Raw genomic sequence first — 23,545 nt, forward strand, 5'->3', positions numbered from 1 at the left:
TTTAAGACCATATAGCCAGTAGTGCTTTCTGATGATACCTATGCTTTGAGGATGATAGCCAAAGTCTTTACCTATGCCTTCTAAGGATTTGTTTTGACTGAGTTGATGTAATATAAGCAGTTTGACCCGTGCTCTTGGTTTAGATTCAACTTTTGATAGCTTCAGAAAGTCGTGATCACTTAACTTATGATTTCTAGGCGTTATTTTTGGCATACTGGCGTCGTAATAGTAAATAATAATTTATTATATATTATTTCTTGGAATTGGTATTAGCATGCAAGAAAACCCAGGTAGCTTCATTACTGTGGTGCAGATCTTATTAAATGCGGTCGCAATTTTATCTGGCGTTATCGGTGAGTCAGCGATTAGTCCTTATTTAGTCGCACTCATAGGCAATGAAACCTTGGCATCTACACTGTCCTTTATTTTTGTAACAGGAACATTTGTCTTATTTGCAGACCTTATGCCTAAGCGTTTTGCCATGTCATTTTCTGAGCCTATTGCTATTCGCTTAATTCGCCCTATGATGATGCTTATTTTCATCTTCAAGCCTATTATATGGGTATTTGATGGTGCAGCAGATTTATTATTTAAGCTGTTTGGCATATCAACGGTTCGTCAAGATGATATGACATCAGAGGACATCTATGCGGTGATGGATGCTGGTGCGGAAGCTGGCGTATTAAAACAACAAGAACACCACCTAATCGCTAATATCTTTGAGATGCAAGAGCGTACAGTTACCTCAGTCATGACCACACGTGAAAATATCATCTACTTTGATTCTTTAGAAAAAGATGAAGTGATTATCGAAACTATGATGCGTGAGCCACATCACAAGTTTTTGGTCTGTCTTGAAGATGATTTGGAGCAAACCTTGGGTTATGTTGAATCCAGAACCTATTTGGCACAAGTGCTACAACAAAAGCAGGTGCGCCTCACGGATCAAAATATTTTACGCACCGCCTTATTTATTCCAGACACCCTCACCTTGTTTGATGTGCTTGAAACGTTTAAAACCACAGGCACTGACTTTGCGGTTATCGTCAATGAGTACGCCTTAGTTGTAGGTGTGATTACTCTAAAAGACGTGATGAGTATTGTCATGGGTGAGCTGGTGACGATGGATGAGCAGCCTATCGTGCAGCGTACCGAAAACTCATGGTTAATCGATGGTATGACACCAATTGGCGATGTTATCCGTACCCTTGGTATCGTCAACCTGCCAAAGTCAGAACATTATGAAACCATCAGTGGCTTTATGATGTATATGCTGCGCAAAATTCCGAAAAAAACAGATGTTATTGAGCACGCTGGCTATAAGTTTGAGGTTCTCGATACAGAGAATGTTAAGATTAATCAACTGTTGGTGACTAAGGTAGCAACTAAGGCAGATAACGAACAAGAGGTGTAATGACTCTGAGGAATAGTGACCGACCTATATCATCACTTTTTATCAGCTTATCAATTTATCAATTAAATTTGTCAATGCAAAACAAGAGTTTGCCAGCAGGAATTAACTACCTGCCAGCGACCCAATTAAAACTGTTTGGTCAATCCAATACTGACATTCTTTTTATCAAAGGTGTAAAAAGGATGGTTGCTGTCTACCTTTTCGTAGTTAAAAGTTAACCGTGGTGTGAACCCTAGCGCGTGCACATTGCGATGCCAAACTGTGAGGTCAACGCTCATTTCATCATTTTTTTGCCGTTTATCCAGTAAGCGTCCAGCCGCCAGATAGTCTCTGTTGGCAAGATTTACTGAGGCTATGGTAGATATGCCATGCTGCCACTCTTGCCCCCAACCAAAACGGACACCATAACGATTAAAGGCATCATCCTTCGCATCTGCATTATTGCGGTAATAGTTTATATTGCCAAACCAATATTGAGTCGCTTTCGGAATATACAGCAGCCCTGTACTTAAAAAATAGCTTTCGCCGGTTAAATGCGAGCGCTCTTTATAAAGCTGGCGAGCAACCTCAACCGTATTGGTGGTCTGTAATTGATTGCTTAACCAATATCTACCGTTAAGCTGAACACCTGCTCTGCGAGAAAATGGTGCTAATTTTTGTTTATCATTATTAGCATACCAGCGCTGACTAACAAAAGGCATCACCTCAGCTTCAACTTTGGCATTTTGATAGCCAACACCCGTTGCAAGGCGTGTTGTCACCTCATTATATCTACTGTTATCAAAATAATGACTGCCGAAGGTATTGGCTGATAGCTTACTAAAATAGCCTTTGGTTAATGGCCACTTTTTATTTGCACTAAACTGGTAATCCACCCCTTCTGCGCTTTGGGCATCCCATGCCTTCCAGTTGCCAAACACCGTATTCGCCTTGGGCGCATTATTGATATTTTTATCTTTGACGTAATTAATACCGCCATCAACCGACCAGCTTTGCCGACTTTGTAGGCGCTCAATATAAGCGGTAATAACCTCAGCGGTTGTTTGATCTAAGTTTTGAGCACGCAATTTTTCAAACTGATCGTAGGCCGCCTCATCCTCATGATTAAGATATAACGACTGCGCCAATTGAAAACGAACAGCAAAAACTTCTGGATGCTGGCTGATTAGATAACGATAAGTATCGATGGCTTGAGCGTACTGGTCTGCGGACTTCGCCAAGATGGCCTCACCCCACTGAACGAAATCTGGGTCTGCATCTGGCTGTTGTTTGTAGGCAGATAATATTAGCTGAATAGTACTGGCATCATCTTGCGCCAGCGCTGGGATTAAAGCACGTACCACAATATCTGGATAATCGCGTAACTGCTCACGACTAAGCGATAGTGGCGCTTGATCGTCAGCACTACTGAGATTGGCTGCCAATTGCGACTGCTGGTTGGCCTCTTCTACTTGTGCAATAATTGCTTTATTTTCAATAGCAAGCTGCTGTTGAGGTAAGACGATATCGTTAATGTCATCATAACGCTGCGATGGTGAGGACGACTGTGCATAAGCGACTGCACAACCAACAAGGTTAGTGACAATAATACCAACAAAGATTGGGTATTTTCTTACATCCATCGTAAGATCTCACGAGATAAAATAAAGCCACTCACAACTGAGTGGCCTTTTGACTTGCTTAATTTACGTTTTAAGCTTCATTTATATGGTTAGTTGCATATGGTTAATCGCATATGGCTAACTGTCTATTTTGACAGCCATTATCAATTTATTGCTTACCAATAAAGACACTGTGCCACTCAACCTGACCATTTTTATTACCTTCAATCATACCTGCCAGTTCAGCTGCTTTAGGTCCGTAAAACTTACCATTCACCTGACCTGCTGCACTGTCTAATGACGAAGTTGCTGTACCGCTGAAGCTGTTGCCTGAGATTTTACTATTTACATCAATAGCTAAGTCTTTATCAGCAGCGACTAACTTACCAGTTAGCTGCTTTTTAGAGAAGTCAGCAACATAACTTGCTGAGGCAGTAACAAAGCGATCTGACTTATTGTTGACGCCATCATATAAGAAGCTGCCCTTATAAGTCGCAGTGCCACTTTCTGGCATATCCGTTGTTGGCTTGCCGTTGTAGAACATATAGCTGTCTGTGCCATTATCGGCTTTGGAATAGCCAATTTTGCTATTCATATTTTTGCCACAGCAAGTTGCGGTATCACCAAAAACAGTCCAATTACCTGCATAAATATTAGGTCGCATAATGGTAACGGTATGACCATCAATCACCACTTCATCAAGCGCTGTTGTATTTAGATCGCCTTGAGTGCTGGTTTTGGCATTATTAGCACCAGACATTTTTAGGTAGTGACCAGTTGCATTATTTGGCGCTGGGGCTACAATATCTGGTTTTGACGGGGCAACTGTATCAGGCTTTGATGGTACAGATGTATCAGGCTTCGCCGGTGTGCTGGCTTCTGAACTGCTTGGCACTGTGGTGCTGGTATTATAATTATAGCCAGAGCCTGAAGAGCCACTGCTACCACAAGCCGCTAAAAGAGAGGTCGCTGCTAAACTAACAGCCAGCTTGGTTATATTGTTCATCGTATGTCATCCAAAATTATTAAAATAGTAAAAGCTTCCATGCTAAAAACACTGATGAAGCCCCCTACTTAGTGATTAATAAAATATTAATCATTAAGTAGGTTTTCTTTAATGTAAAAAAGTGTAACATACTTTAATTCAGTAGACAATTACTGTGATAACGCATTAAGCCTAACTATTTGTTATATAATAAAATATAATTTCAAACTGGCTGCTAAGCGTAATTAGCCAGCCCCTCAAACACACCTAAAGATGCGCCCAACCATGTCTGAATCCACATCAAAACACCAGCACTCACGGTTGCCATTTGCTGCCTTTTGGTCAAGCCAAGACCCACAGCAACAGACCCTATTTCTAGGCGCTATCCTTGCGGTTGTTTCTAACTTACTATTTGCGATGCTATATTTTTATAGCACCTTATTACAGCCATTGACGGGAACCCAAGTTTTTATTTGGCGCTTACTGACCATGTGGTTGGCTCTGGTGGGTTTTTTATTAGCCAGCGGACGCTTAAAGCAGCATCTGTCTAAGCTGCGCCAATTAAATACCCCAAAGCAGCTCGTTTGGCTGTTATTACCAACCCCAATATTTTTTAGTCAGCTGTGGCTGTTTATGTGGGCGCCTGTTAATGATCAAGGCGTACAAGTGGCAATGGGCTATTTTTTATTCCCCTTAATGATGGTGTTATTTGGCTTTGTCTTATTCGGTGAACGCTTAAGCCGCTTACAATGGCTGGCGGTACTGTTTGCGATGCTTGGCATTGGTATAGAGATGATGCGTACCCAAAGTGTATCTTGGGCGACGCTCTGGGTGTGTGGTACTTATCCCATCTATTATATTATGCGCCGAATGCAAGGGGTGACAGCTATGACTGGCATGCTGGTAGACCTGACCTTATTCTTACCCATCGCCTTGTATTACTTAATGTTTATTTCTCCTGAAAGTATCGATATTGCCACCAGTTCACTTCGATATATCGCTCTGGTCATCAGCTTAGGCGTGATTAGCGTGTTAGCATTAAAGACCAACTTAGATGCCAGTACCATGCTACCTGTCAATGTGTTTGGGATGATGAGCTATCTTGAGCCAGCCGTCCTGTTCTTATTGGCAGTCACCGTCTTGGGCAATCCCTTTGAGCCGGCGATGCTCTTTAGTTATGGGCTGATTTGGCTCGGTATAGGTTTTTTATTACTGCATGCCATCATTCAGATACGCGCCAACCGCCGCAATCGTAACCAATGGCAAAAAGGTGCTCGAGTAAGTTAACCCTCGACTACATAGCACACACTTAACGTCACATAATGAAATTGAAATCACAGCTTAGCCGAAATACACTAAGCCTTGAAAGCTTACTAAGTATTATAAGCATTAAAAAAACACTAAGCTTGAATGGGTTTATTTAACACTTTCAAACGGATACGTTTTAAAGTTTACCAGCTCTAAATTTATCAACTATAAACTTATAAATTCTAAACTTAGAAACTCACTACTTATAAACTCGCTTAGAATCACAAATACATTATAAAATCAATAAGGATAACGCTATGAAACTATATATCTTGCCAGGTACTTGCGCTTTTGTTCCTCATACTGCACTTGAGTGGGCAGGCGCTGACTATCAATTAGAAATCTTAGATCGTGCCAGCGTTAAGTCAGAAGAATACCTACGCATTAACCCTCAAGGCTCTGTGCCTGCTGTTGTTGATGGCGACACCGTCATCTCACAAAACTTAGCAGTGCAAACCTATATTAATGCCAGCTACCCGAACGCTCACATCTTCGGCAAAGACGACACTCCAGCGGATTTGGCTTACGCTTATCACTGGTTGGCATTTTTGAACTCAGACGTACACAAAGCGTTTGCGCCTTTATTTGGTCCAGCCAACTTTATTAAAGATGAAAGCGCACAGCCTGCCTTAATCGCTCAAGCAAAAGAAAAAATTGTTAACTTATTAAAGTATCCCAACCAGCATCTGGGCGAAAAAGACTACTTAACCGGCACCAAAAGCACTGCTGATGTATATCTTTACGTAATCTTGCGCTGGTCAAAAAACTTCGAGCTCGATTTATCTGCTTATGAAAACCTCAATCCATTTATTGCACGTATCGAATCAGATGAGTCTGTCACTGAAGTTTTACGTCAAGAGGGTTTAGAGAAAATTCATTCTTTATAAGCTACATTGATTGTGACTCATAAACCCACTCTGATGTGGGTAATCAGCAATCAGGGGTATAATTTAAGTACACTGTTTTAAGCACACTGCATTAATAAGCCTCTTTTTATGAAAGGGGCTTTTTTTATGGAGGTTCGTTTATGGAGGTTCGTTTATGGAGGTTCGTTTATGGAGGTTCGTTTATGGAGGTTCGTTTATGGAGCTTAGTTTATGGAGCTTAGTTTATGGAGCTTAGTTTTTGCTCTGCCTTGTTATCTGTTGACCCGCCACCCTCATTGCAAATTGTTAATTGATATAAACACCCAATATGTGTCAATATAGCCTTTCATATTTTTGTTATTTGTAGGAGCGACTTTAATGAGTGCGTTATCTGAAACCGATGTGATCGATATCAGTAAAGAAACTGAGCATAACAACACACAAGCAACTACTCAATCAACTATTACTCCGCCAGCTACTGAGCGCTATAAATACTTGGTATTCATCGGTCGCTTTCAGCCCTTTCATCTAGGACATAAGGCAGTCATTGACACCGCCTTAAATCGTGCTGATAAGGTTATTATATTAATTGGTTCAGCTAACCTACCTCGTAGCTTACGCAACCCGTTTACTGTTGAAGAACGGGCGGAAATGATTACTGGCGCCTACCCAAAGCATGAAGCCTCACGTATTTACTGTGTTGGTTTAGATGATGCCTTATATAATGACACCCGCTGGCTACAATATGTACAGAAATCTGTGCGCTCGGTCACAGGTGATCTACAAGAAGATATTGCTTTAATTGGACACTCCAAAGACAGCTCCTCTTATTATTTATCCTTATTTCCTTATTGGCAATCCATCTCAGTGTCAAATCATGATAACTTGTCATCGACTCCCATTCGGGATAGTTATCTATTAGGCGCAACACCCACGCCTGAGCGCATACCTGACGCTTCTCGCATTGTGCTTGATAGATTCAAAAAAACAGAAGAGTATCAATACCTACAAGAAGAAGCTTGGTTTATTGACGACTTCAAAAAACAATGGCAAAACACCCCCTACCCACCGACATTTATGACAGTGGATGCTGTGGTTGTCCAGTCTGGTCATATCTTACTTGTTGAGCGTCGAAACTTACCAGGACGAGGATTGTGGTCTTTACCTGGTGGTTTTTTGGATCAAGACGAAACCTTATTTGATGCCTGTATTCGTGAGCTTAGAGAAGAAACCAATTTACAGGTTTCTGACCTTGCCTTACGCCGATCTCGTCACAGCCAGCATACCTTTGATGACCCTTATCGCTCAGCACGTGGACGCACAATCACCCAAGCCTATTTCTTTCATTTAAAAAATGACCCAAGAGGACTCCCTGAAGTTAAAGGGGGTGATGATGCTTTAAAAGCATTTTGGTTGCCACTGGCAGAGTTAGATCCCAAAAAGATGTTTGAGGATCATTATGCTATTATCATTAAAATGGTTGGCTTATAAGCCTTGTAGCATATCTGTGCTCAACTCCATACTTGTTATAACCATTATATTTATTACCCCACTCTCAACTTATTAGAGTTAGAACTCAATAGAAACAACCTACACCAAGAGTTGAAAGTGAGCAATTTGTTATCAATACCAGACTTTAATAAACATTAGGCCATAGCACTTACTACCAAGGGATAAGGACATGTACAGCAATAACTTAAAAAACTTAATATTAAATTCAGACAGTTATAAGACGTCACACTGGTTGCAATATCCCCCTGGCAGTCAATATATGTCAAGCTATGTTGAAGCCCGTCGAGGTGATTATGATGTTTTGTTTTTTGGTCTTCAAGCCTTTATCAAAGAATATCTATTATCCCCCATCACTCAAGCTGATATTGATGATGCTGAAACTATGGTGACCGCTCATGGACTGCCTTTTAACCGCTCAGGCTGGGAGAGACTGGTTACAAAGCATGGCGGATTGCTACCTGTGCGCATTCAAGCAGTGCCAGAGGGTACTGTCGCTCCCGCCTCAAATGTGGTGTGTCAAATTGTCAATACTGACCCTGAGTTTTATTGGTTACCAAGCTACTTAGAGACTGCTCTATTACGTGCAATATGGTACCCTTCCACAGTTGCAAGCCTATCCTTTTATTGTAAAAAAATCATCCACTCTGCCTTAAAGAAGTCTGCTGATAGCACCTCAGGACTACCTTTTAAGCTACATGATTTTGGTGCACGTGGCGCTTCAAGTATGGAGTCTGTGGCCTTGGGTAGCTTGGCTCACTTAGTCAACTTTTCAGGGACTGACAGCATGACCGCCTTGGTATCAGCCAGTCGCTGGTATGGTATGGAAAAAGAGATGCCCGCCTTTTCAATTCCAGCAGCCGAGCACAGCACCATGACAGCTTGGGGACGTGAGCGTGAGCGTGACGCCTATGCCAATATGCTTGAACAGTTTGGTGGTGAGGATAATATCGTTGCTGTCGTTTCTGACAGTTATGACTTATGGAATGCCATTGATAATATATGGGGCGAAGAATTAAAAGAAAAAGTGGAAACCATGGGAGGAACACTGGTTATTCGACCTGATAGTGGCGAGCCTGCCAAAGTAGTGCGTGAAGCCCTTGAACGCCTAGCAGTAAAGTTTGGCTACACTATCAATAGCAAAGGCTATCGTCTCTTACCTGACTGTGTGCGCTTAATTCAAGGGGATGGTATCAACCCCCAGAGTCTAGGAAAAATCCTCGATACCATCATGAAAGCGGGATATAGTGCTGACAATGTCACCTTTGGTATGGGCGGTGGACTATTACAACAAGTCAATCGTGATACCATGAGTTGGGCGATGAAAGCCAGTGCTATTCAAATAGACGGTCAGTGGCATGACATCTTCAAGGATCCTATTACCAGCCGCTCTAAACGCTCGAAAAAAGGACGTCTGGCATTAATCAAAGACAGCTCAGGCCAGATTAAAACGGTCAAAGAAGATCTTTTAACACAGGCGTCTGACAATCTATTACAGGATGTATTTGTTGATGGTAAGCTACTGGTTGATGATGATTTAACCACTATTCGTCAGCGAGCTGGTTGGTAAAATCAAGTGATCAAATTAGTTGCTAATAGCTGAGTAGGACTGTATAGGTTTGATGCTTTATTATCTTCGCTGATGTATTTTTAGTTTGACAGTGTCCATACCGCCCGTGCTACTCATGCTTTAAGGCTGCAACTGGGTGGTTGTTGGCGGCTTTAAGCGCTGGATATACTGAAGCTAGAATACAAGAGAACATACTGACTGACGCAATTAAGATCAGGTCTAAAAGCTCAATTTTTGATGGTAAAGATGAAACAAAGTAGTTATCAAACAAGCCAAGATTAAATGTGGTATTCACCCATGCAGAAACACTGCCTACTACCAAGCTGATACCCACACCGACTATCAAGCCTGTTACTGTACCCATAGCACCGATAACAATACCTTGTGTCATAAATATTTTTACAATAGTTTTTTTGGTTGCACCAAATGTTTTTAAGATAGCAATTGCTGATTTTTTTTCGGTAGTTAGCATCACTAATGCCGAAACAACATTAAAGATTGCCACCACAACAATCATGAATAGCAGTAAAAACATCATTGTCTTTTGAGTCTTAATGCTGTCATATAAGCTTTGATGCGTATCATTCCATGTGATCACTGTGTTTGCAGTCCCTGCACTATCAAACACTTGTTTCGCTTTTTCGGCGCTACCTCTAGCGTCCATAATGTCATGGAGGCTTAGTCTTAGACCGCCGACATTATGAGAGGTCCCCAAAATAGTTGTTGCATCCTCGATATTGATATAACTCATCCATGAATCTAGCTCTTTGCTGACGCTAAACACACCAGATAGCTGAAAAGAGTAGAACTTTGGCTGAACCCCTGCCGCCGAGCTGCTAGGCACAACCAACATAATCGAAATTTTATCGCCAAGCTTGAGCCCTCTTTCATCGACTAATGTCTTACCTAACACTATATTATGTTGATTGGGTTGAAGGCTGTCTATACTGCCTTCTATCATCATTTCAGGTAAGATAGAAACTTCTGCTTGCTGCTGATAATCTATGCCATTGATGACTGTACCATGCAGCTCTCCATTGATTAGAGTCATACCTCGAGTATTGATAAAAGGGGCAACCCCTGCGACATTGCTATCACTGCTGCGTATTTGTTGGGCATAATTCTCCCAATCATCTACACCATCAGCACTTACTACATATACTTGAGGCACCATACCTAGAATACGGGTAGTCAATGCTTGCTCAAACCCATTTAGCACCGAGGTAACCACCACGAGAGCAGCAACACCTAAGATTAATCCAAACATGGATATCCATGTTATAAATGATAAAAAACCATTGGATTTTTTGGATTGCATAAATCTTAATGCAATAAAAGTGGGTAAAGATCTTCGCATCTATGAGACCTAGAGAGTAGTTTGGGAAGTATTAGAAAGCCTGAGACAGAAAGCCTAAAACCAAGTGTAAAGGGCAATATCATATATATTATAAAGGGTGAGATAACAATAAAATATAACAAACAAAAGTCATATTTGTATTGTCATCTTACCATCGAAATACTAGCATGGTACTTGCTTAATTAACATCCAACTGCTGTTAGAATGTTTTGGTTAGCTCAACAGAGACGTTGGTTTTGTCATATTCTTCAAAAGGCGAGTTACTGTTGACTTTGAAGTAGTCTAGCTCAAGACGAGGTGTCAATCCTAACACGGTAAAGTCACGCTTCCAGAATGAAATACCAGCACTATACTCATCATTTTTGCGCTGAATACCAAAAAAGTCTTCTGCATCATAGTCACGGCGTGCATATCCTACGTCAACTTTTGTAGAATAGCCTTTTGGCCATGTTTGTCCCCACCCTAAGCGCAATCCTTTACGATCATAAGCTAAAGATTTGTCATCAGCAGTCTTATTAGAATAATCTACCCCAAATATCCAGAACTGTTGGCCATTTGGAAAATAAATAGCGGTATTAGCAAGTAGCAAGTCTTTACCATCGTTATGTTGATACTTATCAATATAGCTGGTATCTCCATAACGCAATAGACCTTGGTAACGTAAGTTTTTACCTAACCACTGATTTAGATTAAACTTCACCCCTACGGTATCTGCGTAAGTATGTAGCTTGTCATCACCATTACGGCCTTGGCCATACCAGCGTTTATTAAAGAAAGGACCGATTTCTACTTCTGTTTTGGCATTTTGATAACCGATACCTGCGCCAATACCAGCGGTGACATCGCTATAACTTTTATTGTCCCAGTAGTATTTACCAAAACTATTTAAATGTAGCGCTGTAAATAGTCGATTATCCCTACGCCATTTTTTATCACCACTGACATAGTAGTTTAAGCCTTTGCCCTTTTCTCTTGGTGCTGTATAAGTAACTACCGAACCATCATCACCAACCAGCCTAGTACCTTCTTTTGGTGAGTTATTAATATTTTGGTCGTTTAGATAAGATACAGAGGCATAGAAATCCCACTGATCTTGCTTACTAATCGCCTCTAAATATTTATTGATGACAGCAATATCAGCTTCTGATGTGGTGCCACTACGCAGTCTTTCAAACTCGGATTGTGCCGCCTCAAACTGCTGATTATTAAACAATGCCATTGCCATCTGAAAGCGTAAAATATCGACATCAGGTAATTGCGCATTAATCTTACGATATAGCGTGATCGCCTCATCTAGATTGCCTTTATTTGCCGCAATAAGGGCATTACCCCAGTCGATCACAGAGGGATCATAATTTGGAACTTGTTGATACAAAGGTAATAACTCTTCTAAAGCTTCGGCATTGCCTTGAACCAACATCATAGCCAATAGTTGTTCAAACTCGTCTGGATGTTGTTGAAGATAGGCTTTGCTTTCTTCTTTGGTCATTCGAGGTGTGGTTTGGTTTGAAGGTAAGTCGGTTGATAGGCGCTGATCTTCGCGGGGACTTACAGCTTTGGTAATATTTTGATAGGCTTCTACTGAGTGATCTTGTGGTGCTAGTGGCTCGTCAGCGGCAAAGCTTACGCATGATATCATCCCCAGTGCAATCAATATAGAGCGATATACGTTAGTATATTGAGAATATTGCATAATTTCTCCAGTATTAAATTTTATAGCCAGTTAAAAAAACGACCACACAGGGTGGTCGTTTTTTAATTCATACAACTAATTCTATAAATTAAACACCGTCTGATTACTCAACAGAGTTAATTGGTGGAACTGGTTGATCTGGTGGAGTTACAGGTGGTAGTGGTGCTGATTTTGGAAGCTGTTGAGCACCAAATACACCGCCCCACGCACTTTCACCATAAGGTGTGGTTTTGATTGAGTTGATCGCACCACCCATTTCTTGGGCTTGGGCACCGTAGAAGCTACCTTTGAATGACGCATTGTCATTATCTGCGGTATATACACGGTCAGCAGAACCAGCGATAGAGTTACCTACTACTGCACCATTGAAGGTCACTAAATCTTGACGCTTAAAGTTATCAGCTTTATCAGTGTCAACATCCCAGATGTTGTAGATAGAACCAGTTACCGTTTGGGTATCTACATCATAAGTTGCTTGTACAAAGTTACCAACTGCTGCACTGTTTTTGCCATAGGCAACTGAGTTAGACTCACCACCTGTATCGCCATCATTTAAGTAGGTATTATCGATACCATACATTAGTGCATGACCAGCGTATTGATATTTACCACCTTTAGCAGCTAATGCTTGCATCTGCGCTAGTGAAGTTTCACCTAGACCACGATAGAAGTAAACATCAGTTTGGGCTATATTACCATTAAAGTTTTTGTCAGCAAATTGAGCTACTTTATATGCCTTGCCTTTAATATCTGAGCTAACTAATGCTTCTAAGTTACCTGTTACACGACCATACTGAACATTATTTAGTTTTAATGGCTCAACTCTAAAGCCATGTTCATTATTTTCAGTAGCTGCACCTGATGTCAATGCAATGTCTGCACCATTTTCAGCATTTTTAACTAGATAACGATGACTGTTATGAGTACCTTCTTCTACTTGAGATAGGTGACCAAAGATATTGGCTTTACCTCTTTCAGATGGCGTGCCTGTAACGTTAGAGTTATTGTAATTTTTGAATTCAGTTTCTTCACCAGTTACAACATACGCAGGCAAAGCACCAGTTTCATTTGATAAAGTCTTAGTAACAGTCACAAGTGGATCAACAGTGCCACCATTTACTTCTGATGCGTTTACGCTTTGTAGCGAGTTATCATCTTTAGTTGTTGGGTTAGCTACAGGGTTTGAACCTAATAGGTACTTAACAATATTTGGCTGACCATTAACTTTATTAGTATCATCAGCATATCTTGCTACAACAATGTTGTTCATAGCTTTGTTCTGTAAAGGAACAAAACCTACAACTGTTGAGTTAGCATTATGCGTTGGGTTGGCTACTTTGTCATTAGTTCCAGGGGTGTTATCAAACTCAGAGTTTGTACCACGAATATACTGCTGACCCACTACTGATGATTTTTGTGCACGGTTACCGGCTTCAGCGGCTTCACCTGGGTTATCAACCGTTTCACCTGGATTTGCAGGTGGTACTTGTTCGTCTGGATTTTCTGGAGTCTCAGGAGTCTCAGGAGTTTCTGGTGTCTCTGGAGTTTCTGGAGTTTCTGGAGTCTCAGGGGTTTGTGGAGTTTGATCACCAGCTGGTGGTACCCAATAATCGTGGCTATCGCTACCACATGCAGTTAGACCAGTTGTAGCTACTGCTGCAGCGAGTGCCAATGATAGATATTTCATTTGCATATTCTTACCTCTTTCAGTTTTGTTCCCTTCTGGAAACGTTTATTACTGGTGATTACAGCCAGTTTCACAAAATATCATACTGTCTAGCTATTACCACGCTAAACAAATATAGTTACAATCTTACTGATAATAGAGTAGCAACCTATTAACAAAGTGTCAACAAACAAAGTGTGAATAAACTAAGTCAGCTTCATAGTCACTTTTTGCTTGTAGTTTATAGCATTATATTAGATACAACACCATAAAAATATTACACATTGCTACCTATATATAACACATTAATTACAATGTCTAATGAATGCATTATATTCTAACTTTAACCACGTCACAAGCCTAAATGATAAATTTAATTAAAAATGTGCGTGGCCTTAATTATGCTATATTGACCATATTAATAATTGGCTACATATCACCGTAACCTGACTATGGATAAATCCCTATAATATTGGATAAATCCCTATAATATATAGTATAGTCGCCATTTGGCTCACCCATCAGTCAATAGATCAAAACTATTAACTATTAACAGGGATGTTCAGCTTATATACAGTAGCAGGATTATATGACAGTATTGTTTTATCTCTACTTTTATTACAGTTACACTTTAAGTTGGGTGCGTCTTTCATTGATAGATAGCTTATGTTCAACTCGTACACTGATACAAATCGTAGGCTTGCCCTAATGATAATCGATTCTAAATATAAATAATAGCTATTTACACATTATAAATGACACGCTCCAGTTACTACTCAATCACTATAAAAAACACCATGACTATGATGCAACCAAAAGACCTTATCCTTGCCCCTTTATACCTATATCAAGGATTGACGCTCAAGCGTACTGCGTTACGCTTGCCTGAAGCAACTGGAAAACGCTATGGTAGCGTCAGCCTATCTCAGACACATACGGCTCAGACATATACGGCCACACCACCTTTGACCGAACACACGACACAACAAGACCCTCACTCAGAATTGCACCCAAGCCCATCAGATTTGACCTTACTAATTGTAGGAGACTCCTCTGCTGCTGGGGTAGGTGTTGAGACTCAGCAGCAAGCCTTGGTTGGACACTTATTACGCCATTTACAGAGCCTACCAGAGATACCCCAACACTTTGCACACATCCACTGGTCACTGCATGCCACCTCAGGTCATACCAGCTATGATGTGCTGCGCAGGCTTTACGTGCTACCCAAACCAAAAATACCTGTGGATGTGATGATTGTCTTAGTCGGCGTCAATGACACCACCGCTAATGTCTCTATCACTCGCTGGCAAACACAGCTAAAACAGATCATTGAATTGGGTAAACGTAAATTTGGCGCAAAATACATCATCTTCCCTTGTGTGCCACCGATGCAAACTATGCCAGCGATACCCAAACCATTAAACAACTTCTTAGGCGCCAAAACAGACGTGATGAACCAGGCTTTAATAGACGTGTGCCAAGACGATGACACCGTACTGGCGCTACCTATTGAATTTGCCAATACTGGGTTGAGCGCAGATAAGTTATTCGCTATTGATGGCTTCCATCCAAACGCCACTGCCTATTCATTTTTGGCATTAAAGTTGGCTAAGACTTTGGCAGCTTTAATAGATGCTGGTGAGTTAGTCAATCAATAATCGGCACAATTAAATCAAACCTTTGCGCCGCATCTGACGATAGACTATATATACCACCGCTAAGTTAAGTACAAATACTATCAGCTTGAACCAATCAAATGGGCGCACGATAATATAGTAGAGCTCAAGTGGAATAAACAAACCATAACCTAAGACACTAAACCAGTATGCCCATGTTTTGTCATGCCATAAGCCATACGCCTCAACAAAGCGTAAACTGGCATAGCCAAAAATAACCGCCAAAAACAGCTGCCAGTTTTCTGCACCTTGTTGTGCCACACGCGTTAAGCTATCAACCTGAATACTAAATAAGTTACCAAAGTGATCTACCCAAGCATGATTGATATCATCAATAAAGGTTGATACCTGATTGTGATAACTCCATAAGGCAAGGCCAATTACTATCGCCCCGCCCCCTTTTAGCAACTCATAATAAGTCACTGCTTTAATAGGTGTGCTGACTGTGTTGGGTAACTCAACCTCTGACTGCTTAGGCTGTGATAACTCAGTCAAAGTAAGTCTCCACCACCTTGCCCTGTAAGGTTTGATTTAAAAATGGCGTATTTTTTCCTTTAGACAGCATAGTCTCTGCTGTCACTTGCCACTGCAAATTGGGATCGACTAGTACCGCACCACCTATTTGTTGATACTGCTGCTCAATACCAGCAATACGAGCAGGCGCTAAGCATACCTTTTCAACCAGCTGCTCTACTGTCAAAACTTGGTCATAAACCAGCTTACAAGCCAAGGCCATAAAGGTGTCAAAATTAGAAATGCCAGGAGTAGCTTCGGCAAATGGTGCCTGCTTAGCAGTATCATTTAATGGCTCATGATGACTACAAATCGCATCAATAGTGCCATCTTGCAAGCCTTTAATTAATGCTTTTTGGTCAGTATTGCTGCGTAGTGGTGGCAGCACATAGGCTTGCGCGTTATAACCTTCTAAACTGTCATCGGTTAAATGCAATTGATGCATAGCCACATCACAAGTTACTGGTAGCCCTTTATCTTTTGCCCAGCGCATTAGCTCAACCGATGAACGACAAGTTAACTGACTAAAGTGAGCGGAGATGCCTGTCTCCTCCACCATTAATAGCTGTGTGGACAAAGCCACTGTTTCTGCCAGCCAAGGGATACCTTGCAATCCATGAAATGAAGCGATATAGCCTTCGTGGGCTACTCCGCCAATTGACAGACTTGGCTCATTGGGATAAAAAAATACTTTTAAATTAAAAGTAGCGGCATACTCTAATGTACGCAACATCACCATGTCATTGGCAAAAGCATATCCTGCATTGGTAACGGCGATACAGCCACCTTGTTTTAGACCAGCTACGTTGGCTGGGCGCTCACCTTGTAAGCCTGCGGTTAATGCGCCAAGGACATGCAAATAAATGCCGCCGTCTTGTTTTGCACGCTCACGCAAGCCTTTTAACAAAGGGCCATTTTCTAATACTGGATCTGTATCTGGCGGTGTCACCACATGCAAAAATCCATTGGCACGTGCAGCACTACCTTCGGACTTTAAGGTGCCATGCTGCTGTCGACCAGGCTCACGTAAACGCGCACAGAGATCAACTAATGGTGGGAGTAACCAATGATCTGGTTTGGAATCAATATTGGGCTGGGTAAAGGTGTTGGGCAGTAGGTTTAGCATGATAAATCCAATCTCTTATTGGCCAAAAATGAAGATTACTGTCTGATATTGAGTTACTGTCTGATATTGAGTTACTGTCTGATATTGAGTTACTGTCTGATATTGAGTTACTGTCTGATATTGGTAGATAGCGATATTTTGATAAATAGTGATATTTTGGTAAATAGTGATAAAGCCCTAATACAGTGCTAACTGGGGTACACGTGCATTCACCAGTAATAGGCTAAATCTTGCTTAATCCAAAAAAGTTGAGTTTAACCCAACTGGCAGGCTTGGTACTCTAGCTGCCCTTGCATCGCTAGTGACAGCACCGCCATACGGATAGCAATACCATTATTAACCTGTTTTAAAATGACAGACTGTGCTCCATCTGCCACACTTGAGGCAATCTCTACCCCTCTATTCATTGGACCAGGGTGCATAATTAGTGCATCTGGCTTGGCTTTGGCTACCCGCTCTGGAGTGATACCATACTTCTTAAAGTACTCGCTAGGGCCTGCCATCAAGGGTGAGCCAATACGCTCATTTTGAATACGCAGTCCTATCAAGACATCGCAGTCCACCACGCCTTCATCGATATCCTCAAATACCGTTACACCATAACGCTCAATACCCTTTGGCAACAGGGTGCGCGGTGCAATGACTCGGATATCTTTCACCCCAAGCGTCCTTAATGCATTAATATCAGAGCGTGCAACCCGTGAGTGCTTGATATCACCAATAATAGCCACAGACAGCTCTTCAAATGGTCGCGGCGCTTCCCGATATATGGTAAGCATATCCAACATGGCTTGAGTGGGATGTGCATGCCACCCATCACCACCGTTGATAATAGCAATCTCAGGTGTCACTTGGGTCGCCATAAAGTGTGCTGCGCCAGAGGCTGAATGACGCACCACAAAGATATCCGCCGTCATCGCTTGTAAGTTCCACAAGGTATCACGTAAACTTTCGCCTTTTTGCGTACTCGAGTGAGCAATGTCGATATTAAGCACATTGGCACCTAGACGCTTTTCTGCGACCTCAAATGTTGTGCGAGTACGCGTAGAATTTTCAAAAAACAAATTCATCACGGTACGGCCTTCAAGCTCAGGACGATTAATTAATTGTCCATTGTCATCAAAATAAGTTTCAGCTTTTTTGATAATGGTCATCAACTGATTTCGACTCAGCCCTTCGATGGCTAGAAAATGACGAATATGACCATCTTCATTGAGTTGAGGCTTGCTTAATGAAGCGTGCAATCTGGCGGTAGTAGCATCAAAAGTCTCTTGTTTGGCAAGGCGACTTTTTGCTTCTTGGTGTGATGCTGGTTTAGAGTCTGTCATGGTAGTGGAGTCTGTCATGGTAGTTATCCGCATCCTGTATATAAATGAATATGAGTAAGGATTATAAAAGAGGACAAGCGTTACTAGGGCGTGTCTCTATGTGTTGGTTGATGACCTCTCTTAATTTATTAAAAATTACTTTAGGCTAGCGCTTTTAGCCCAAAAAAACATGACCTATTGTCAGAGTTGCTGTATTGTTAGCCTATGCTATTGTACCTCCTAAGCAACTAAGGCAAGAATTCTTGATTAGATTTTGCTACACTTTGCACAGTTAATTTTTTGCAAAGTTTAAGTGACAACTATACTACTGTAATTGCTACTGTAAACTTACTACATATACCTCACTCTCAGCGTATCAACGCTTTAGCCGCTTATGAACACTGACAACTTACGAACACTGACAGCCAATAGGCACTTTTAACTTAGCAAAATGCAACTTGCCATCAAATATGCTGGGCTAAAGTCGCAGCCGACACCAAGAGTTGAAAGTGAGATATGTTTTATAGTCATGAGATATGTTTTATAGTTATGTTTTATAGTTATATAGTGTAGCCGATTTATCACGCTGCAAAAAGTAGCACGAAATACTTTATAGTTTTTATTTTTTTACCACACTCTCAACTTATCCATTCTTTTTATACAGCCTACGCCAAACGTTGAGACTGAGGTGTTTTATCTTATCTATCGCTAAAGGATAAATAACATGACTACTCTAACTGAGTACTTACAATCGCTACAAGCACAACACGCTCAAGTACCTTCTATCGAGCCAATCACTGACGTCATTGACACCATTGCAACAGTTGGTAAGCAAATCACCCAGCTCCTACGCAAAGGGGCATTGGCCGATATCTTAGGGGAAGCTGGCGCTGAAAATGTACAAGGTGAACAACAAAAAAAACTAGATGTTATAGCTAATAATTTATTATTGGAAGCATTAACAGCAAACCGCCACTGTTCAGGTGTCGCCAGTGAGGAGCTAGATCACGCCACAGCTGGCCATCAAGATGGTAGTCTATTGGTATTGTTTGATCCGCTAGATGGCTCATCAAATATTGATATCAATATGCCAACTGGCACCATCTTCTCTCTCTTGCCACATCCTAGATTGGGTGAAAAGATTGAAGATGGCGACTTTTTACAAAAAGGTAGCGAGCAGTTGGCCGCTGGCTATTTACTCTATGCCTCCTCTGTCATTTTAACCTTTACCCTAGCTCCAGATCTGGCGCAACAGGTGGGCATTGATGATGGCGTATTAATGTTCAGTTTGGATCCTGATAGTGGTGAGTTTTTATTAATCAACAAGCACATTGCTATTGATACAGATACTCAGGAATATGCTATCAATGGCTCCAATTATCGTCATTGGCTACCACCGATGCAACAGTATATAGATGAGCTATTGGCTGGCAAAACCGGTCCTCGAGGTAAGGACTTTAATACGCGTTGGGTAGCCGCCATGGTAGGTGATGTGCACCGTATTCTGTGTCGAGGCGGTATCTTTATCTATCCAAAGGATACCAAAGATCCTACCAAAGCTGGCAAATTACGCTTGATGTATGAAGCCAACCCTATGAGCTTATTGATTGAACGTGCTGGTGGTGCTTCTACCAATGCTCTAGAGCGTATTATGGACATCGAGCCTAACGACATTCACCAGCGTGTTGCTGTTGTATTGGGTAGTAAAAATGAGGTTGCACACGTACAACAACGACATCAACAATAAATACACTCCGTTATAGTTATGTTTATTGTTAATTATTTTGATTGTTAGTTATGACTATTGCTAGAACTGGTAAAAAATCGGGCTTTGAAGTCCGATTTTTTTATGCTAATTTTAAATGCTTGATGAGTGTATAGCATTAATCTACGGAACTAATAAATCAACTCTATACAGCCCCTAATTGTTGTCATGATGTGTTACTCTACATCCAGCAGATAAATATAGTCAGCGAACTGCCAAATGCAATGCCTAATTAAGCGTATCGCATTAGAGGCTCTCTATTCGATCTGAGGCTAAAGTAGCCATCCATGACCAGTGCTAAGACTAAGATATTTTTAATTTAAACGAGTAAATAATGACCGACATCATCACCAATAAATTTTCTAACAATCCCGTCATTACTTCTGACAAAAATCCAACCGTAAAGCTTGCCAAAGCGCTGCTTACCCAATCACGCCAACGTAAAAAATCTGGGCAAACTGTCCTTGAAGGTGTGCATTTAATCGAGTCAGCATTACAGGCCAAGCATTTCCCCACCCAAATCATTATCTCTTATAGCGGCTTGTCCCATCCTGAAGTACAAGCTTTATTAATAGAGATAAGCAACCATCATTTGGATAACAAGCTAACCGTTGTTAGCGATAGCGTGTATCAAAGCATCAGTAGCTTAGGCAATGGTGTCGATATTATGGCCATCATAGATGTGCCTGAACATAGGCTATATAAGCTAAAATCGCCGATTACAACTGACTGCTTGATATTAAATGATGTGCAAGATAATGGTAATATGGGGACTTTGTTACGTACCGCAGCGGCAGTCGGTATCAAGACAGTCATCTGTACTAAAGGTTGCGCTCAAGCGTGGTCACCAAAGACAATGCGTGCTGGTATGGGAGCTCAATTTGGCTTGACTATTTACGAAGGTATTGAAGCAGATGAAGTGCTGTCTTATATTCGTTTGCCAGTATATGCTACCAGCTCGCATACTGATAACATCATCTATAAACAAAACCTAAATCGCCCTGTTGCATGGGTCATGGGACATGAAGGACAAGGCGTTTGTGATGCTATTATGCAGCAAGCCATACCCGTTGCCCTCCCCCAGCCTAATGGTCAAGAAAGCTTAAATGTCGCCATTGCTGGCGCACTATGTATGTACGAAACATTGCGCCAACGCCAATATAGCTAGGGCATATCCCTAGTCGGTACTCTGCACCTTGACACCTTGAATATTGATAGGTAAATAATAGCTATAATCAGCTCTATTTAATTAAATCTAATCGTGCTGCAAAGTGTACAACCGAAGATTATATCTAGCTACCCAAGACAAGTGTATCTTATATTGTCCACTCAGCAGCAGATTAAAACCAACTCCATTACACATAAGGCTTTTCACGCAACCACTTGGTAGATAAATACTTAACTCCTTCAGTAACAGGCATTCCTGCGTGCAAAGTTAAGGGATTAATATCACCATTGAGATCCGTATTGGCAAAATATAAGGCCGATCCTTTTTTTGGCCTAACCTCAAAGTTTAATTTTGGAAAACGTGTAGCGCCGCCAGCACCGACATCAGACAAATACATCAAAAAAGTACCCACACGCTGCCCACCTTTTTTTGTAACCACTTCACTGCTTTTTTTGGCTGGATCAAAAAAGTCAAAATGAGGACGATACTCCCCACCATCTTCATAACGTAGAACTTGTAGCCCTTCACCATGATCAACTGGCCAGTGTAGTAGCTCAGATATACGCGACTCAATGGTTTTGATGACTGCTGTCTGCCCTCTTTGATATCCTGTACTGGTACTGGTGCGTGCATTATGCTCAATAAAGCTGCCATCTTTAGGATTAACTACGCGCGAAGCTTTTAATTTGCTATCAGCATCCGAAATTAATGCTTGGCACTCATCAAAACTAAGAAAGTCATCAATGCTAACCACAAAAGGACTATAACAGGTAAAAGAGATTGATACCCTTTTATCAGACAGCTGAATATAATTATGGGATGTATTGATATGAGGTGCTTTTAAGTTATTACTATTATCATTAATTAGCTCGTAAGCTGCATCTATCCACCCTTTATTAAATAAGGTCACTGCTAATTTATTAACAGAAACTCCTCGTGCGATATTTTCTTTTACCCACTCTTGCCAATCCTTTTCTAATGCTCTTAGTGCACTCATTGACCACTCCCTAGCTTATTTAAATTTATATTGTCAATATTATATGATAACAGTAATAGTAGTTGCTAAACACAGTTAACGCCATAACTTTTTTATTCAGTGCTAACTATATTTATTCAGTGCTAACTATATTTGTTTCGCGTTAACGATAAATGCATATTATATTACGCTAGGCCTGTAACGATATGCAACTAGGGCGTGTCCTCATTTTCAAAATGGTATAGTCACAGCCATATAGAAGAGTTACAGCGTTAACCTCGTTCAGCCTACTTCAGTAGTACTTGCACTCGGTTGCCTTGTAACTCATTTATCTGACTACAATTATATCTAGCCCATTTAAACGCCATTGTATGAATTGAAGACACACCCTTGACGCTAAAAAAAAGACCGCCCCTATTCAGGACGGTCTTATTAGCACTGCTACTTATATTAAGTGCACATGCTTATGCTAATGCATCTTGTTGTTGTGCTTGATACAAATTACTCTTTGACGTTAGCAACAACACCAGCACCTACGGTACGGCCACCTTCACGAATTGCGAAGCGTAAGCCTTTGTCCATTGCGATTGGGTGGATTAGCTCTACGCTCATCTCTACGTTATCGCCTGGCATTACCATCTCTGTACCTTCTTGTAAGGTGATGGCACCTGTTACGTCAGTAGTACGGAAGTAGAACTGTGGACGGTAACCATTTAAGAATGGCGTGTGACGACCACCTTCTTCTTTTGATAGTACATATACTTCTGCGTCAAAGTTGGTGTGCGGTGTGATTGAACCTGGTGCCGCTAGTACTTGACCACGTTGTACGTCTTCACGCTTGGTACCACGTAGTAGTACACCACAGTTCTCACCTGCACGACCTTCGTCTAGTAGCTTACGGAACATCTCAATACCTGTACAGGTTGTTTTTTGAGTGTCACGGATACCAACGATTTCAATCTCGTCACCAACTTTAATGATACCTGATTCTACACGTCCAGTTACTACGGTACCACGACCTGAGATTGAGAATACGTCTTCGATT

The 23,545-nt window shown here is 41.3% G+C and carries 19 protein-coding genes; 8 read left to right on the forward strand and 11 right to left on the reverse strand.

Annotation, left to right across the window (positions count from 1 at the left end; all coding sequences use genetic code 11):
• On the reverse strand, positions 1 to 213 hold a 213-nt coding region (locus tag H140_RS14625), incomplete at its 3' end, for a hypothetical protein (RefSeq protein ID WP_033427048.1).
• 61 nt (positions 214 to 274) lie between these two features.
• Between H140_RS14625 and H140_RS14630 the strand changes: the two genes are divergently transcribed.
• Complete coding sequence (locus H140_RS14630) at positions 275 to 1,414, forward strand: polyamine export protein PaeA (protein ID WP_019673883.1); 1,140 nt, start codon at positions 275 to 277, stop codon at positions 1,412 to 1,414.
• Between the two features lie 125 nt (positions 1,415 to 1,539).
• Here H140_RS14630 and H140_RS14635 read toward each other — a convergent pair whose 3' ends face one another.
• Both H140_RS14635 and H140_RS0111910 read right to left on the reverse strand, forming a co-directional pair.
• Positions 1,540 to 3,036 carry a surface lipoprotein assembly modifier gene (locus tag H140_RS14635; RefSeq protein ID WP_019673884.1) on the reverse strand — a complete coding sequence of 499 codons (1,497 nt, stop codon included), beginning with the start codon at positions 3,034 to 3,036 and terminating at the stop codon, positions 1,540 to 1,542.
• A 148-nt stretch (positions 3,037 to 3,184) separates the two neighbouring features.
• Complete coding sequence (locus H140_RS0111910; protein WP_019673885.1) at positions 3,185 to 4,021, reverse strand: Slam-dependent surface lipoprotein; 837 nt, start codon at positions 4,019 to 4,021, stop codon at positions 3,185 to 3,187.
• A gap of 264 nt (positions 4,022 to 4,285) precedes the next feature.
• On the opposite strand from H140_RS0111910, the gene rarD reads away from it, so the two are divergent.
• The 4 genes from rarD (at position 4,286) to H140_RS0111930 (ending at position 9,253) form a co-directional block, all read left to right on the forward strand.
• Positions 4,286 to 5,287, forward strand: a complete 1,002-nt coding sequence (rarD, locus tag H140_RS0111915; RefSeq protein WP_019673886.1) for an EamA family transporter RarD — start codon at positions 4,286 to 4,288, stop codon at positions 5,285 to 5,287.
• Between the two features lie 278 nt (positions 5,288 to 5,565).
• Complete coding sequence (locus tag H140_RS0111920; protein WP_019673887.1) at positions 5,566 to 6,195, forward strand: glutathione S-transferase family protein; 630 nt, start codon at positions 5,566 to 5,568, stop codon at positions 6,193 to 6,195.
• A 357-nt stretch (positions 6,196 to 6,552) separates the two neighbouring features.
• Positions 6,553 to 7,665: a bifunctional nicotinamide-nucleotide adenylyltransferase/Nudix hydroxylase gene (locus H140_RS0111925; RefSeq protein WP_019673888.1), complete on the forward strand. Its 1,113-nt coding sequence runs from the start codon at positions 6,553 to 6,555 to the stop codon at positions 7,663 to 7,665.
• A 190-nt stretch (positions 7,666 to 7,855) separates the two neighbouring features.
• Positions 7,856 to 9,253 (forward strand): nicotinate phosphoribosyltransferase, encoded by a 1,398-nt coding sequence (locus tag H140_RS0111930; RefSeq protein WP_019673889.1) that lies wholly within the window; start codon positions 7,856 to 7,858, stop codon positions 9,251 to 9,253.
• A gap of 109 nt (positions 9,254 to 9,362) precedes the next feature.
• Here H140_RS0111930 and H140_RS0111935 read toward each other — a convergent pair whose 3' ends face one another.
• The 3 genes from H140_RS0111935 to H140_RS15270 all read right to left on the reverse strand — a co-directional run bounded on the left by H140_RS0111935 (position 9,363) and on the right by H140_RS15270 (position 13,996).
• Positions 9,363 to 10,610 (reverse strand): lipoprotein-releasing ABC transporter permease subunit, encoded by a 1,248-nt coding sequence (locus tag H140_RS0111935; protein ID WP_026349069.1) that lies wholly within the window; start codon positions 10,608 to 10,610, stop codon positions 9,363 to 9,365.
• 199 nt (positions 10,611 to 10,809) lie between these two features.
• Positions 10,810 to 12,303 (reverse strand): surface lipoprotein assembly modifier, encoded by a 1,494-nt coding sequence (locus tag H140_RS0111940; RefSeq protein ID WP_019673892.1) that lies wholly within the window; start codon positions 12,301 to 12,303, stop codon positions 10,810 to 10,812.
• 103 nt (positions 12,304 to 12,406) lie between these two features.
• A complete protein-coding gene (locus H140_RS15270) occupies positions 12,407 to 13,996 on the reverse strand; it encodes a transferrin-binding protein-like solute binding protein (protein ID WP_019673893.1) in 1,590 nt (529 codons plus the stop codon).
• Positions 13,997 to 14,772: 776 nt separating this feature from the next.
• On the opposite strand from H140_RS15270, the gene H140_RS0111950 reads away from it, so the two are divergent.
• On the forward strand, positions 14,773 to 15,627 hold the full coding sequence (locus H140_RS0111950; protein ID WP_019673894.1) for an SGNH/GDSL hydrolase family protein: 855 nt from the start codon (positions 14,773 to 14,775) through the stop codon (positions 15,625 to 15,627).
• Positions 15,628 to 15,636: 9 nt separating this feature from the next.
• Here the strand turns inward: H140_RS0111950 and H140_RS0111955 are convergent, their stop codons facing one another.
• The 3 genes from H140_RS0111955 to H140_RS0111965 all read right to left on the reverse strand — a co-directional run bounded on the left by H140_RS0111955 (position 15,637) and on the right by H140_RS0111965 (position 18,630).
• On the reverse strand, positions 15,637 to 16,140 hold the full coding sequence (locus H140_RS0111955) for a DUF2127 domain-containing protein (RefSeq protein ID WP_019673895.1): 504 nt from the start codon (positions 16,138 to 16,140) through the stop codon (positions 15,637 to 15,639).
• Positions 16,133 to 17,284 carry a dihydroorotase gene (locus H140_RS0111960; RefSeq protein ID WP_019673896.1) on the reverse strand — a complete coding sequence of 384 codons (1,152 nt, stop codon included), beginning with the start codon at positions 17,282 to 17,284 and terminating at the stop codon, positions 16,133 to 16,135. Before H140_RS0111960 ends, H140_RS0111955 begins: the two co-directional genes overlap by 8 nt.
• Before the next feature lie 254 nt (positions 17,285 to 17,538).
• Complete coding sequence (locus H140_RS0111965; protein WP_019673897.1) at positions 17,539 to 18,630, reverse strand: aspartate carbamoyltransferase catalytic subunit; 1,092 nt, start codon at positions 18,628 to 18,630, stop codon at positions 17,539 to 17,541.
• 685 nt (positions 18,631 to 19,315) lie between these two features.
• Here H140_RS0111965 and H140_RS0111970 point away from each other — a divergent pair.
• Positions 19,316 to 20,338, forward strand: coding sequence for a class 1 fructose-bisphosphatase (locus H140_RS0111970; RefSeq protein ID WP_019673898.1), 1,023 nt, complete (start codon positions 19,316 to 19,318; stop codon positions 20,336 to 20,338).
• Positions 20,339 to 20,690: 352 nt separating this feature from the next.
• The gene (locus H140_RS0111975; RefSeq protein ID WP_019673899.1) at positions 20,691 to 21,524 is read left to right on the forward strand and encodes a TrmH family RNA methyltransferase; all 834 of its coding nucleotides are present in this window, start codon (positions 20,691 to 20,693) and stop codon (positions 21,522 to 21,524) included.
• 187 nt (positions 21,525 to 21,711) lie between these two features.
• Here the strand turns inward: H140_RS0111975 and H140_RS0111980 are convergent, their stop codons facing one another.
• Both H140_RS0111980 and H140_RS0111985 read right to left on the reverse strand, forming a co-directional pair.
• The gene (locus tag H140_RS0111980; protein WP_019673900.1) at positions 21,712 to 22,521 is read right to left on the reverse strand and encodes a 2OG-Fe(II) oxygenase; all 810 of its coding nucleotides are present in this window, start codon (positions 22,519 to 22,521) and stop codon (positions 21,712 to 21,714) included.
• Between the two features lie 480 nt (positions 22,522 to 23,001).
• Positions 23,002 to 23,545, reverse strand: a 544-nt coding sequence (locus tag H140_RS0111985; protein WP_019673901.1) for an EF-Tu C-terminal domain-related protein, incomplete at its 5' end; no start/stop codon positions are given.

The organism is Psychrobacter lutiphocae DSM 21542, from assembly GCF_000382145.1.
GTDB lineage: Bacteria > Pseudomonadota > Gammaproteobacteria > Pseudomonadales > Moraxellaceae > Psychrobacter > Psychrobacter lutiphocae.

Excerpts from the sequence above, each read along its gene's own strand:
- H140_RS0111960 (WP_019673896.1), bottom strand. The coding sequence starts at position 17,284 with ATGCTAAACCTACTGCCCAACACCTTTACCCAGCCCAATATTGATTCC.
- H140_RS0111980 (WP_019673900.1), bottom strand. The coding sequence starts at position 22,521 with ATGAGTGCACTAAGAGCATTAGAAAAGGATTGGCAAGAGTGGGTAAAA.
- H140_RS0111975 (WP_019673899.1), top strand. The coding sequence starts at position 20,691 with ATGACCGACATCATCACCAATAAATTTTCTAACAATCCCGTCATTACT.
- H140_RS0111935 (WP_026349069.1), bottom strand. The coding sequence starts at position 10,610 with ATGCGAAGATCTTTACCCACTTTTATTGCATTAAGATTTATGCAATCC.
- H140_RS0111920 (WP_019673887.1), top strand. The coding sequence starts at position 5,566 with ATGAAACTATATATCTTGCCAGGTACTTGCGCTTTTGTTCCTCATACT.
- H140_RS15270 (WP_019673893.1), bottom strand. The coding sequence starts at position 13,996 with ATGCAAATGAAATATCTATCATTGGCACTCGCTGCAGCAGTAGCTACA.
- H140_RS0111950 (WP_019673894.1), top strand. The coding sequence starts at position 14,773 with ATGATGCAACCAAAAGACCTTATCCTTGCCCCTTTATACCTATATCAA.
- H140_RS0111970 (WP_019673898.1), top strand. The coding sequence starts at position 19,316 with ATGACTACTCTAACTGAGTACTTACAATCGCTACAAGCACAACACGCT.
- H140_RS0111930 (WP_019673889.1), top strand. The coding sequence starts at position 7,856 with ATGTACAGCAATAACTTAAAAAACTTAATATTAAATTCAGACAGTTAT.
- H140_RS14635 (WP_019673884.1), bottom strand. The coding sequence starts at position 3,036 with ATGGATGTAAGAAAATACCCAATCTTTGTTGGTATTATTGTCACTAAC.
- H140_RS0111965 (WP_019673897.1), bottom strand. The coding sequence starts at position 18,630 with ATGACAGACTCCACTACCATGACAGACTCTAAACCAGCATCACACCAA.
- H140_RS14630 (WP_019673883.1), top strand. The coding sequence starts at position 275 with ATGCAAGAAAACCCAGGTAGCTTCATTACTGTGGTGCAGATCTTATTA.
- H140_RS0111925 (WP_019673888.1), top strand. The coding sequence starts at position 6,553 with ATGAGTGCGTTATCTGAAACCGATGTGATCGATATCAGTAAAGAAACT.
- H140_RS0111910 (WP_019673885.1), bottom strand. The coding sequence starts at position 4,021 with ATGAACAATATAACCAAGCTGGCTGTTAGTTTAGCAGCGACCTCTCTT.
- H140_RS0111940 (WP_019673892.1), bottom strand. The coding sequence starts at position 12,303 with ATGCAATATTCTCAATATACTAACGTATATCGCTCTATATTGATTGCA.
- rarD (WP_019673886.1), top strand. The coding sequence starts at position 4,286 with ATGTCTGAATCCACATCAAAACACCAGCACTCACGGTTGCCATTTGCT.